This window comes from Streptomyces sp. NPDC037288 (assembly GCF_055603265.1).
The window spans coordinates 186,638-199,520 of record NZ_JBVJVY010000009.1 but is presented as its reverse complement, the minus strand read 5'-3'; the positions used below and the strand labels follow the sequence as shown (position 1 = coordinate 199,520).

The 12,883-nt window shown below is 72.4% G+C and carries 10 protein-coding genes; 7 read left to right on the top strand and 3 right to left on the bottom strand.

Going from position 1 to position 12,883, the window contains the following annotated elements; all coding sequences use genetic code 11:
• Positions 1-3: 3 nt before the first annotated feature.
• Together pabB and ACZ7GZ_RS14125 are read right to left on the bottom strand one after the other, a co-directional pair.
• Positions 4-2,007 (bottom strand): aminodeoxychorismate synthase component I, encoded by a 2,004-nt coding sequence (gene pabB, locus ACZ7GZ_RS14130; protein WP_471024029.1) that lies wholly within the window; start codon positions 2,005-2,007, stop codon positions 4-6.
• A gap of 435 nt (positions 2,008-2,442) precedes the next feature.
• The gene (locus ACZ7GZ_RS14125) at positions 2,443-3,756 is read right to left on the bottom strand and encodes an adenosylmethionine--8-amino-7-oxononanoate transaminase (RefSeq protein ID WP_471024028.1); all 1,314 of its coding nucleotides are present in this window, start codon (positions 3,754-3,756) and stop codon (positions 2,443-2,445) included.
• A 386-nt stretch (positions 3,757-4,142) separates the two neighbouring features.
• On the opposite strand from ACZ7GZ_RS14125, the gene ACZ7GZ_RS14120 reads away from it, so the two are divergent.
• The 7 genes from ACZ7GZ_RS14120 to ACZ7GZ_RS14090 all read left to right on the top strand — a co-directional run bounded on the left by ACZ7GZ_RS14120 (position 4,143) and on the right by ACZ7GZ_RS14090 (position 11,563).
• Complete coding sequence (locus tag ACZ7GZ_RS14120; RefSeq protein ID WP_471024026.1) at positions 4,143-5,387, top strand: MFS transporter; 1,245 nt, start codon at positions 4,143-4,145, stop codon at positions 5,385-5,387.
• A gap of 56 nt (positions 5,388-5,443) precedes the next feature.
• On the top strand, positions 5,444-5,722 hold the full coding sequence (locus ACZ7GZ_RS14115) for an acyl carrier protein (protein ID WP_471024023.1): 279 nt from the start codon (positions 5,444-5,446) through the stop codon (positions 5,720-5,722).
• Positions 5,719-6,909, top strand: a complete 1,191-nt coding sequence (locus ACZ7GZ_RS14110) for a beta-ketoacyl-[acyl-carrier-protein] synthase family protein (RefSeq protein ID WP_471024020.1) — start codon at positions 5,719-5,721, stop codon at positions 6,907-6,909. The genes ACZ7GZ_RS14115 and ACZ7GZ_RS14110 overlap by 4 nt, the downstream gene beginning before the upstream one ends.
• Positions 6,902-8,089 (top strand): 8-amino-7-oxononanoate synthase, encoded by a 1,188-nt coding sequence (locus ACZ7GZ_RS14105; protein WP_471024017.1) that lies wholly within the window; start codon positions 6,902-6,904, stop codon positions 8,087-8,089. The genes ACZ7GZ_RS14110 and ACZ7GZ_RS14105 overlap by 8 nt, the downstream gene beginning before the upstream one ends.
• Before the next feature lie 82 nt (positions 8,090-8,171).
• On the top strand, positions 8,172-9,707 hold the full coding sequence (locus ACZ7GZ_RS14100; RefSeq protein ID WP_471024015.1) for an AMP-binding protein: 1,536 nt from the start codon (positions 8,172-8,174) through the stop codon (positions 9,705-9,707).
• Positions 9,704-10,909, top strand: a complete 1,206-nt coding sequence (locus tag ACZ7GZ_RS14095; protein WP_471024012.1) for a thiolase family protein — start codon at positions 9,704-9,706, stop codon at positions 10,907-10,909. The genes ACZ7GZ_RS14100 and ACZ7GZ_RS14095 overlap by 4 nt, the downstream gene beginning before the upstream one ends.
• Before the next feature lie 6 nt (positions 10,910-10,915).
• Positions 10,916-11,563, top strand: a complete 648-nt coding sequence (locus tag ACZ7GZ_RS14090; protein WP_471024009.1) for an energy-coupling factor transporter transmembrane component T family protein — start codon at positions 10,916-10,918, stop codon at positions 11,561-11,563.
• Between the two features lie 48 nt (positions 11,564-11,611).
• Here ACZ7GZ_RS14090 and ACZ7GZ_RS14085 read toward each other — a convergent pair whose 3' ends face one another.
• Positions 11,612-12,859, bottom strand: coding sequence for a cytochrome P450 (locus tag ACZ7GZ_RS14085; RefSeq protein WP_471024006.1), 1,248 nt, complete (start codon positions 12,857-12,859; stop codon positions 11,612-11,614).
• Positions 12,860-12,883 lie beyond the last annotated feature (24 nt).

The following is a 12,883-nucleotide window of genomic DNA, read 5'->3' as shown; positions in this document are numbered from 1 at the left end:
CTGTCACCTCGCACCCATCTCGGTCATGGCGTCGTCGAGTTCGCCGACGCCGAGGGAGCGCAGCAGCGCCCGTGCCTTGAGCCGGGTCTCCTGGAACTCCTCCTCGGCGTCCGAGAGCACGATGAGCGCGCCTCCGACGCCGATGCGCACCCGGTCGCCCTCCCAGACGATGGTGCGGATGACGATGCTCTGGTCGGCGCGGCCGTCGAAGCCGAAGAAGCCCAGGCTGCCGGAGTACACGCCGCGCTCCTCGGGCTCCAGCTCGTCGAGGAGTTCGACGGTGCGCTTCTTCGGGGCACCGGTCATGGAGCCGCCGGGGAACAGCGCCTGCACGCAGTCGACGGCCGTCCGGTCCGGGCGGAGCCGGCCGCGCACGGTCGTGACGAGCTGGTGGACGGTGGCGTAGGACTCGACGGCCATCAGCTTCGGCACGTGGACGGTGCCGGGCTCGCAGACCTGCCCGAGGTCGTTGCGGAGCAGGTCCGCGATCATCAGGTTCTCGCTGCGGATCTTCGGGTCCCGCTCCAGGGCCCGCCGGGCCCGCTCGTCGTCGGCGGGGTCGTCGTACCGGGGCGCGGTGCCCTTGATCGGCTTGGTCTCCACCCCGCCGTCGCCGTCGACGGTGACGAACCGTTCGGGTGAGGAGCTGAGCAGCGTCCGCTCCCCCAGGCGCAGGTACGCGGCGTACGGGGCCGGGTTGGCGGCCCGCAGGCGCAGATACGTCTGCAGCGGGTCGGCCTCGCTGGTGCCGCTGATCTGGTACGTGTAGCACGCCTCGTAGGAGTCGCCGTCGCGCAGCCAGCTCTGCACGGTCTCGAAGTGCCGCAGATAGGTGGCGTGGTCGACACCGGGTTCCAGCACGGCCGGGGCGGTCTCCCGGCGGGGTCGCGGCAGGGGCGCGCGCCGGGCGCGGGCCCGGACCTCTTCGCACCAGGCGGAGTGCTGCTCGGCGGTGAGGCCCACGGTGACCAGGAGGCGCCGGCCGGTCTCGTGGTCGTAGGCGACGAAGCGGTCGACGCGGAGCAGTTCGGCGTCGGGCCGGTCCCCGCTGCCGGGGCGGCCGATGCCGGTGCTGCCCTTGATGCCGTAGCCCAGGTAGCCGATGTATCCGCCGGCGAACGGCACGGGGGAGGCGCCGGGCGGCACCGGTGTGGCCGCCAGAGCGGTCCGCAGCTGGTCGAAGACGGTGCCGGAGACGGAGTGCACGGCCTCGCCGGTCTCGCGCTCGACGACGCCGGCCGCCGCGTAGGCGCGGATCACCTCCAGGTCGGGGCCGGAGCAGGAGCCGAGATAGCTGTAGCGGCCCATGCCGTAGGCGGAGCGGGAGCTGTCGAGCCAGAAGCTGTAGGGGTCGCCGGCGAAGGCGCGCAGGAAGAGGCTTTCGGCGTCGAGGTCGGTGTCGAAGTCGCTCCAGCGGAGGCTGGGGGTGACCCCGAGGAAGTTGGCGATCAGCTCCTCGCCGTACTCGCTCTCCACGGACTCGGGGTGGAACTGCACGCCGTGCAGCGGCCGTTCGCGGTGTTGCAGACCCATCACCACACCGTCCGCGGAGCGCGCGGTGACCATGAGGGTGTCGGGCAGCGGCTCGGTGACGGCGAGGGAGTGGTAGCGCACGGCCTTGAAGCCCTGCGGTATGCCGGTGAAGAGCCCGGTGCCGGTGTGGGTGATCGCGTCGGCGCGGCCGTGGACGACCTCGGGCGCGTGCCGGACCTCGCCGCCGAAGGCGACGGCGAGTCCCTGGTGGCCGAGGCAGACACCGAGGACGGGCACGGTGGCCCGGCGCAGCAGATCGCGGCACAGGCCGAAGTCGGCTTCCCGGGCCGGTGTTCCCGGGCCCGGGGAGATCACCACGTGGGTGAAGTCCCGCGCCAGGAGGTCGTCCGCCATCGCCTCGTCGTTGCGGACGACGACCGGTGGCACTCCGGCGACCTTCCAGATCAACTGGAAGAGATTCCAGGTATAAGAGTCGTAGTTGTCGACAAGAAGGACGCGCAGATCTTTCACCATGTCGTGCAGCTCCCCGAAAACCGGAACCGGCCTCGTGGCGCGACTGTCCGGCTGACCGACAATTTCTCATCGGACGGCAGACATGCGCGGATGAACCGCTCTGTTGAGGAGCGTGATGCACATGCGCCGGCCGATGGGCACGAGAGAGAAGCGACCTGTTCCTGTCGCGGCAGTCTGCTACTGCTGGAATTTTCCCGGCTGCCGCGAATACCACTGGTCTCGGTATGGATCGCAGGCCCAGGACTCTTCCCCCCGTTGCCGCCGATGCTAGTCAGCCGGGGACGAAAACGCACGCTTGTGTGACTCAGGACACTGGAAGTCGGCCACCTGTCCGGCGACTCCTCTACCCTGCGGAAATCCTGTTGCCCAGGTGGCGTTTGACGTCCTGTCAGCACCGGTGGTCGGCGTCGGCCCGGGCACGGCTCCGACAGCCCGTCAGGCCGCCTCCACCGCGGCGAGGACACCGTCCGCGATGGTCTTCACATCCGCGTCGTCCGCGACGAAGGGCGGCATGGTGTAGATCATGTCGCGGTACGGCCGCAGCCACACCCCCTGCCGCATCGCGGCGCGGGAGGCCCTGGTCACGTCCACGTCCCGGTCGAGCTGGACCACGCCGATCGCCCCGAGCACCCGGACGTCGACCACGCCGGGGAGGTCCGCGGCCGGTGCGAGGCCGGTGCGCAGTGCCGCCTCGATCCGCCGGACCCGGCAGCTCCAGTCGTCGCTCAGCAGCAGGCCCGTCGAGGCGTTGGCCACCGCGCAGGCCAGCGGGTTGCCCATGAAGGTGGGGCCGTGGGCCAGCACCGGCAGGTCACCCCGGGAGATGCCCTCGGCGATCCGGGAGGTGCACAGCGTCGCGGCCAGGGACAGATAGCCGCCGGTCAGGGACTTGCCCAGGCACATCACGTCCGGGCTGACACCGGCGTGCCCGGCCGCGAACAACTGCCCGGTCCGTCCGAAACCCGTCGCCACCTCGTCGAAGATCAGCAGCACGTCATGGGCGTCGGCGGCCTCGCGCAGCACCCGGAGGTAGCCCGGGTCGTGGAAGCGCATCCCGCCGGTCCCCTGGACGACGGGCTCGACGATGACGGCGGCCAGCTCATGGGCGTGCCGTTCGACGAGTCCGGCGAGGTGGCCGGCGTAGTCCTCGTCGACCCCGGCGTCGAAGCCGGCCGGGGGCCGGTCCGCGAAGACCTGGGCGGGCAGCAGGCCGGTCCAGGCGCTGTGCATCCCGCCGTCCGGGTCGCACACGGCCATGGCCTGGAAGGTGTCGCCGTGGTAGCCGCCGCGCCAGGTGAGCAGGCGGCGCTTTTCGGGGCGGCCGAGCGAACGCCAGTACTGCAGGCACATCTTGACCGCGACCTCGACGGACACCGATCCGGAGTCGGAGAGGAAGACATGGCGCAGCGGCTCGGGGGTGATCTCGACGAGGGTGGCGGCCAGCCGCACGGCGGGCTCGTGGGTGAGGCCGCCGAACATCACATGACTCATCCGGTCCAGCTGGTCGCGCACGGCCGCGTCCAGCACCGGGTGCCGGTAGCCGTGGATGGCCGCCCACCAGGAGGACATGCCGTCGACGAGTTCACCGACCCCCTCCACGGGCAGGCCGAGCCGCAGCCGCACGCCCTCGGCCGACTCGACGACGACCGGGTCGGTCCGTCCCGGCATGGGTGCGTAGGGGTGCCACACATGGGCCCGGTCGAGCGCGATCAGTTGCTGGGGGTTCAGGGGAGGCACGGGTGCAGGCACGGGATCCGCTTCCTTCTCGGCACTACGCCTCGAATTCACTGGTAAGTCGAAGTGAAGTGACTGGTAAACGGCCCGAACATAACCGATGGGGCCCATGCAGGGCACCGAATGCACGGGCCGGGCGCGGAAAATGGCGGAATCTCAGCTTCATGTTCGCCAACCCGGAGGAATTGGCGGGGCTTTCCCGTCGGGTCACGGTGACGGTGATCACTTCGGGACCGGGGTGACGGCGCCCCGGCTGCTGATACGTTGACGGCACGACCCCGCTCGTGAAGCCGCTCCACCCTTGCGGCACGACTGGAAAGGGGGGCGGGAACCATCCGTTGTCCCGTCTTACGCGGTTGTCCCGCCCTACGCGGTCAGGGGCCGGATCCACAGGGGGTGCCGTGCCGCACAAGGTGATCCTGGCGCTTCTGTCGATCGGTTCCTTCGCCGTCGGCACCGACGGTTTCGTCATCAGCGGCATCCTCTCCCGTATCGCGGGCGACACGGGCGTGTCCGAGCCCGTCGCCGGACAGCTCGTCACGGCGTTCGCGCTCAGTTACGCGATCAGTGCGCCGGTCCTGATGACCCTCACCGCCGGGCTGTCCCGCCGGGTGATGCTGCGCGGCGCACTGCTGGTGTTCGTCCTCGCCAACGTGCTGGGGGCACTCGCGCCCGCGTACGGGGTGCTGATGGCCGCGCGGATCCTGGCGGGGGTCGGCGCCGCGCTGTACATGAACACCGCCGCGGCGACGGCCACCGCGCTCGCGGGCGAGGCCCACCGGGGCCGTGCCGTGTCGCTGATCATCGGCGGTCTCACGGTGGCCACGGCGCTCGGTGTGCCGGGCGGCACGCTGATCGGGCAGCTCGGCAGCTGGCGGTGGACCCTCGTCCTCGTCGCCGCCCTGGCACTGCCGGTGCTGATCGGCCTGTGCCTGGTCCTGCCGCCGGTGCCGCAGCCGCCGGCCGTCGGCATCCGGGACCGGGTGCGAATCGGATCGCAGCGGCCGGTGCTGCTCGCGGTCCTCGGCAACCTGTTCGCCGTGGCGGGCTGCTTCACCGTCTTCACCTACCTGGCGGCGTTCACGCGGGCCGCCACGCGGCTGGACGACGCCCGGGTCAGCCTGGTTCTGCTCGTGTGGGGCCTGGCGGGCGCGGTGGGCAACGCCATCGGCGGCCGGCTCAGCGACCGCGTCGGAGCCGAACGGACCTTCGTCACCTCGGTGTCGGGCGTCGTGGTGACGATGACGCTGCTGGCCGTCGTCGCGAGCTTCGTCACCCCCGGGGCGGCCTGGGTGGTGGCGGTCTTCCTCACCGTCACCGTCCTGTGGGGGGTGTTCTACTGGGCCGAACCGCCCACGGCCATCCACCGGGTGCTGGACCTCGCACCGACCGCGCCGAGCGTCGCCATCTCGGTGAACAGCTTCGCGTCCTATGTGGGCGTGGCCCTGGGCGGGGCGGTCGGCGGGGCGGTGCTGGACCGGTTCTCGCCCGCCGCGCTGGCGTGGTGCGGTGTGTGCCTGGAACTGGCCGCGCTGGCCTGCGTCGTCGTGCCGCGCCTGAGCGCGGGCCGGCCGGACGCGGCGCCTTCGGTACCCGGCCCGGCCGGCGGCCCCGCTGCCGAAAGCGCCGCCCGTACGGGGCCTTGACGACGTCCGGCCGGGTCCGCGGTGACGCCTCCCGGCCGGAGAGGAAAACAGTGACAATGGACAAGATCATGGAAACACGGGGAGGTTGGCCCACCGTGGCTGACGATGTTCTGGCTCGGCTGACGACTTTGACCTCGGACGTCCTTCAGGTGAAGCGCGACGAGGTGACCTTGGAGGCGAGTTTCACCGACGATCTGGGGGCCACCAGCCTCATACAGGTCGAGCTGGTCATGGCGGTGGAGGAGGAGTTCGGCATATCGGTGCCGGACGACGACGTCGAGCGCATCCGCACCGTCGACGACCTGTACCGACTCGTACTGTCGCTGACGTCATGACCGACCGGCACGCACACGGGCGGCGCCGGGTCGCCGTCACCGGTCTCGGGGTCGTCAGCGCCTGCGGCACAGGGGCGGACGCCTTCTGGGAAGGGCTGTTCCGTGAACCCGCTGCGGGCCACCGCGAGCTGGCGGACTGGGACCCGTCGCCCTGGATGGAGCCCCGCGACATCCGGCACACCGACCGCTTCACGCAGTTCGCCGTCGCCGCCGCCGAGATGGCCTGGACCGACGCCGGACTGAAGGAGGCGGAGGTGGACCGGGACCGGTGCGGCGTCGTCGTCGCCACCGCCCTCGCCGGGGTCGGCACCTTCGAGCGGCAGGCGGTGACGCACCACGAGCGCGGGGCCCGGCGGGTCTCCCCGTTCCTGGTACCGATGATCATGGCGAACGCGGCGGCGGCGACCGTGGCGATCCACGCGGGGCTGCGCGGACCGTGCGAGAGCATCGAGACCGCGTGCGCGGCGGGTACGCACGCCATCGCCCATGCCGCCCGGATGATCGCCGACGGCACCTGCGACGTGGTCCTGGCCGGCGGCACGGAGGCCGCGATCACGCCCACGATCGTCGCCGGCTTCACCACCATGCGGGCCCTGTCGCCGTCGGGCCGCACCCGGCCGTTCGACGTCGCACGTGACGGCTTCGTCATCGCCGAGGGCGCCGCGGTGCTGACGCTGGAGGACTGGGACACCGCGGTGGCGCGCGGCGCGTTCATCCACGGCGAGGTGCTGGGCGCGGGAAGCACGGCCGACGCCCACGACATCACCGTGCCGTCGCAGGACGGCGTCCACGCCGCCCGGTGCATCCGGCTGGCCCTCGCCGACGCGGGGCTGCGCCCGGAGGACGTACGCCAGATCAACGCGCACGGCACCGGCACGGTCCTCAACGACAGGGCGGAGAGCACGGCCGTCCGGGCGGTGTTCGACGACTGCCCTCCGATGACCTCGACCAAGGGCGCCACCGGGCACGCCTTCGGCGCGGGAGGCGCTCTGGAGGCGGTGGCGGTGCTGCTGTCCATGCGGCACGGCGTGATACCGCCGACCCTCGGCCTGACCGAACGCGACCCGGACCTCGACGTCGACGTGGTGACGGGCGAAGGCCGCCCCTGGGAACCCGGCCCGGCGATCACGTCGTCGTTCGGCTTCGGCGGCCACAACGGCGTCCTGGTCCTGGGCCATCATGAGTGAGGGGGCAACGTTGGAGCCATCGGCGCGAGGCGACGGCGGACCACAGGACGTGTTCGCCTGGATCGACGACAGCGCCCGCCGCATGGAGCGGGCCGGGCTGACCCGCCGGGTCCATGTGCGCGGCCCCAGGCCGGACGTGATCGACTTCGGCGGCAACGACTACCTCGGGCTGACCCGCCACCCCCAGGTGGTCCGGGCGACCGCCGACGCGGCCCTCCTCTGGGGCGCCGGCTCGACCGGCTCCAGACTGGCCACCGGCACGACCGAGGTGCACGGCGAACTCGAACGGGAACTGGCCGAGTTCTGCGGGGCGGAGGCCGCGCTGGTCTTCTCCTCCGGATACCTGGCCAACCTCGGCGCGGTCACCGCGCTGGCCCGGGCGGGCACACTGGTCGCCTCGGACGAGTTCAACCACGCCTCACTGATCGACGCGTACCGGCTGTCGGGCGCCGACGTGGTCACCACCGGCCATGCCGACATCCAGGGCCTGGCGCGCGTCCTCGGCGGCCGGGAGCAGCAGCGGGCGCTCGCGGTCACCGAATCCGTGTTCTCGGTCGACGGCGACCTGGTGGACCTGGACGCGGTCGCGGCCGTCTGCCGTGCGCACGGGGCGGGTCTGCTCATCGACGACGCCCACGGGTTCGGGGTCGTCGGCGAGCGGGGCCGGGGCGCCGTGGCCGCCGCAGGTCTCGACGGCAGCCCGGACGTCGTCACCACCCTCACGCTCTCCAAGTCACTGGGCGCGCAGGGCGGCGCGGTGGTCGGCTCCCGCCGGGTGATCGGCCATGTGATGAACACCGCCCGCAGCTTCCTCTTCGACACCGGGCTCGCCCCGGCGTCGGCGGCCGGGGCGCTGGCGGCCCTGCGGGTGCTGCGCGCCGAGCCGGACCGGCCGGCGCGGACGCGCGCGGTGGCGAAGTCCATCGCGGAGCGGCTCGCGGCCGCCGGGCTGCCGGTGACCCGGGCGGAGGCCGCCGTGGTGTCCGTGCGCGGCCCGTCGGCGGCGCTGACGGTGCAGTGGGCGGCGAGCTGCCTCGCGGACGGCGTCCGGGTGGCGTGCTTCCGGCCGCCGTCGGTGCCCGACCGGTTCTCCCGCGTCCGGCTCACCGCGCGCGCCGACCTGACGGAGGCCGAGATCGACCGCGCGGTGGAGGTGCTGGTGAAGAACAGTCCCTGGTGAGGGGCCCGTACGACCGTTCCGCCGGGACGCCACCCGTCCGCAGAACCGACGATCCGACGACGGCCGAAAGGGCAGCACTCACATGACGATCGCCAGCGGGTTCCTCTCGCACACGACCAGGTCACCGGACCGTGTCGCGCTCGCCCTGGGCGACGGCGACGGTCCGGGCGGGCGGTGCGGCTACGGCGCGCTGCGGCGCGGTGTGCTCGCCGTCGCCCGGGCGCTGCGCACGGAGTTCGGGCCGCAGCCGGAACCGGATGTCCGCGTCGCCGTACTGCTCGGCAACCGCCGGGAGTTCCTGGAGATCTTCCTCGGCGCGGCCCTCGCCGGAATCCCGGTGATGGTGCTCGACCCGGCCTGGAGCGGCGCGGAACTGGCCTCCGTGCTGGGGGACACTCCCCCGGCGCGGCTCTTCCACGACCAGCCCGCCCCGGCGGCCGGGCAGCAGCTGCCCGACGGCGCGCTGACGGACGTCGCCGGCTCCGGTTTCCCCGAGTGGCTGGAGCGGTACGGCACGGAGGAAGGCGGAGAAGGGGCCTCGGTGCCGGACTCCGCGCCGTTCTACGTCGGGTTCACCTCGGGGAGCACCGGTCGCCCCAAGGGCGCCGTACGCTCGCACCGGTCCTGGCTGCGGACGTTCGAGCACTACACGTCCGGGTTCGGCATCGGCGAGGGCGACACGGTCCTGCTGCCGGGATCGCTGGCGCACTCGCACTTCCTGTTCGGGGCGGTGCACGCGCTGCACGTGGGCGCGACGGTGTGCCTGATGCCGTCGTTCGACGCGGCGGCCGTGTTCGACCACGTCGAGCGGTACGGGGTGCGGCACCTGTACCTGGTGCCGACGATGTTCGAGGCGATGCTGGAGGAGGCCCGCCGGCATCCGGGGCGGACGTTCCCCCAGGTGCGCTCGCTGCTGTCGGTGGGCGACAAATGGTCGCCGTCGCGCCGGGCACTGGCCGGTTCCCTGTTCCCGGACGCGGACGCGGTGGAGTTCTACGGGGCGACGGAACTGAGTCTGGTCTCCGTGCTGCACAGCCGGGACGACGGCCCGTGGGAGTCGGTGGGCCGGCCCGTGCCCGGGGTCGAGCTGTCGGTGCGCTCCCCGTCGGGGGACGAGCTGGGCGTGAACGAGGTCGGGCAGCTGTACGTACGCAGCGAGATGCTGTTCACGGGCTATCTGTCCGCGGAGCACACCGGCGGCCCGGACGAGGACGGCTGGTTCACGGTCGGCGACATCGGCCGGCTGGACGAGCGGGGACATCTGCACCTCGTCGGGCGGGACAAGGGCATGCTCATCAGCGGCGGCCTCAACGTGCACCCGCAGGAGGTGGCGGCGGCGCTGCTGCGGCTGGAGGAGATCGCGGAGGTCGCGGTCGTGGGCCTGCCCGACGAGCGCTGGGGCGATCTGGTGTGCGCGGTGGTGCGCTGGCGTGACGGGGGCCGGCTGAGCCTCGCGGAGCTGCGGGACCGGGCGTCGCGCCATGTGTCGCGGCAGAAGTGCCCCCGCCGGCTGTTCGAGACGGACGCGCTGCCCTACACATCGAGTGGAAAGATCGACCGTCGCAGCGTGCGTGCCATGCTCCTGGACGGTCGGCAGAGCATACGGGAGGTTCTGTGAACGGGAACGGGCAGCGGGCCCTCGTGGTCGCGGCGCGGCGTACGCCGATCGGCCGGATCGGCGGTGCCTTCGCCACGACGCCGATGCACGAGCTGCTGCGTCCCGTCCTCGCGGCGGTACTGGACGACCTGGGCCTGTCCGGTGCCGACGTGGACGAGGTGATCGTGGGGACCGCGGGCTGCTCCGGCGGCAATCCGGCCCGGTACGCGCTGCTGTCCGCGGGCCTCGGCATCGAGGTGCCCGGGATGACCGTCGACCGGCAGTGCGGGAGCGGCCTGGAGGCGGTCAACCTGGCGGCGCGGCTGGTGACGGCCGGCGCGGCGGACGTGGTGCTGGCGGGCGGGGCGGAGAGCGCGAGTACGGCCCCGTGGCGGGTGGAACGCCCGCCGGTGCCCCATGGCACCCCCCGCTTCTACGCCCGACCGCCTTTCGTGCCGGCCGAGTTCGGGGACCCGGACATGGGCGTGGCCGGGGAGAACGTGGCCCGGCTGGGCGGCATCAGCCGTGCGCGGCAGGACCGGTACGCGCTGGCCAGCCATCGCAAGGCGGTCGCCGCGGCGGAGTCCGGCCGGTACGACGCGGAACTGGTGCCGGTCGAGGTGCGGGTCGGCAGAGCGGGCGCGGTGACGGTGACGTCCGACGAGTGTCCGCGCCCGGACACCACGGCGGAGAAACTCGCCCGGCTCAGGCCGGTGTTCGCGCAGGACGGCACGGTCACCGCGGGCAACGCCTGCCCGGTGAACGACGGTGCCGCCATGGTCGCGGTCGTCTCGGAGCGCAAGTTCCGCGAGCTGGGGCTGTCGAAGGGGCTGCGGGTCCTCGACGCGACGACGACGGGGGTGGACCCGGAGATCCTGGGCTGGGGCCCGGTGCCCGCGGTACGGCGCCTGCTGAAGCGCAATCCCGGGCTGCGTCTGGACGACATCCCGCTGGTGGAGTTCACGGAGGCGTTCGCCGGGCAGGTCCTCGCGTGCCTGGACGAGTTGGGCATTCCGGAGGAGCGGGTGAACCGGGGCGGCGGTGCCATCGCCCTCGGCCATCCCTGGGGCGCGTCCGGGGCGGTCCTGGTGACCCGGCTGTTCGCGGACATGTTCGGCGCGTGCGATCCGGTCGCCACCGGGGCGCGGTACGGTCTGGCCACACTGGGCGCGGCCGGTGGCCTCGGCATCGCGACGCTGTTCGAGCGTCACACCGGCGGGTGAGCCTCCGTGATCGGCCTGTACCACTCCGCACGGACGCCGGTGCACGCGGTGCCGGCGGGCTGCAAACTGCTGGTGCTGTTCGCCGCGGGCACGGGCGCGTTCTTCGTCCGGTCGCCGCTGGTGCTCGGCGAGGCGGTGGCCGCGGTGGCGGCCTGCTACGGACTCGCCCGCATCCCCCTGCGGCTGGCCTGGCGGCAGTTGCTGACGGTCCTGCCGTTCGCCGCCGTGCTGGTCCTCGCCCAGGGACTGCTGGCGGACTGGACGAGCGCACTGCTGATCGCGGAGCGGATCACGGGGCTGGTGACGCTGGCGAGCCTGGTCACCCTGACGACCCGAACGTCCGAGATGGTCACGGCGGTGGAACACGTCCTCAGGCCCTTCGAACGGCTGGGGGTGCGGCCGGAGCGGGTGGGGCTGATGGTGGCCATGACGATCCGGTTCGTCCCGGTCATCAAGGAGCAGGCGGACCTGGTGCGGGCCGCCCAGAAGGCGCGGGGTGTGGAGCGCAGCACGGCGTTTCTGACCCCGCTGCTGGTGCGGACGCTGCGCCTGGCCGACGGGCTCGGTGAGGCACTGGAGGCGCGCGGTCTGGACTCGCGCTCCGGTGACCGCGGGGACCGGGCCCAACAGCCCGGTGCGCAGCGCAAGGGCTGAGAGCAACGTCCCGTGCGCACCGGGTCGTACGGCCCGCACGGGACCGGGTCAGCCGCGCCGCACCGGGACCCGGAGCGGGGCGCGGAACGACAGCAGCGCCAGCATCTCGGGCGTGGAGGTGTCGGCGAGCGTGAGGTCGGGAAAGCGGGCGGTGGTCATGCGCATCACCACGTCGGCCTCCATCCGGGCCAGTTCGGCGCCGGAGCAGCGGTGCACGCCCACGCCGAAGGAGAGGTGTTGGCGTACGTTGCCCCGGTGCGGGCAGATGCGCTCGGGCTCGTCGAAGACCCCGGGGTCGGAGCCGGTGGCTGCCAGCATCAGCAGCAGCGGTGCTCCCGCGGGCAGTTGCACCCCTGCGATCGTGACGGGCCGGGCGGTGATCCGCCGCCAGGTGGTGATGGGCGGCTCGCGCCGCAGCATCTCCTCGGTCCACGGCTCGACTTCCGCCGGATTGCCGGCGAACCGCCGCCACAGGCCGTCCACTTCCAGGGCGCGGCGGAACATGGTGGCGAGCATCTGGGTCGTGGTCATCTGACCCGCGATGATCATGAAGTAGAGCACGGCGGCCTTCTGGGGCAGGCTCAGCGGCTCACCGTCCGGGAGGCGGTGGTCGCCGAGCGCGCCCAGCAGGGTGGCGGGGTCCGCGGCCGGACGCTGCACCAGTTCGGTCAGCCAGGCGTAGAAGTCGGCGGCCTCCTGGGCGAGTTCGAGCTCCCGGTCGCCACGCGGGCGCCCCCAGAACAGTTCGAGGGAAGCCTCGCTCCACCGGGCCAGGGTGTCGATGTCCACGTCCACGGCCTCATCGAGGCCGAGGATCCGCAGCATCACGTGGAACGGCACGTCCCGCGCGAGGGTGGTGGCGAGGTCGCACACTCCGTCGCCGGCGAGCCGGTCCGCCACCTCGTCGAGGCCGGCGGACACCACGTCTTCGACCATCGGCACGGCGCGGGCCACGGCGTGGGCGTTGAGCAGCCGGGTCATGATGCGGCGGTAGCCGGCGTGGCTGTCACCGCCGTTGTTGGCAAGGGTCTTCGGCAGCTCGAACCTGACCCTGGCGAGGGTCCGCAGGGTCCGGACGGAGAAACGGCCGACCGCGTCGATCGCGTTGTCCGGGTGGAAATTCTCCGGGTCGAGGAGAATGGCCCGGACGTCCTCGTAACGGCTCACCAGCCACAGCCCCGTGTTCTCGTCGTACTTCACGGGTTCGTGTTCCCGGAGCGCCGCCATCACCGGAAATGGGTCGAGCGCATACTCCTGGCCGAACAGGTCGACACGATCCACGGGCATTGCCACCATGACGGAAACCCACCTCCCCCGTGA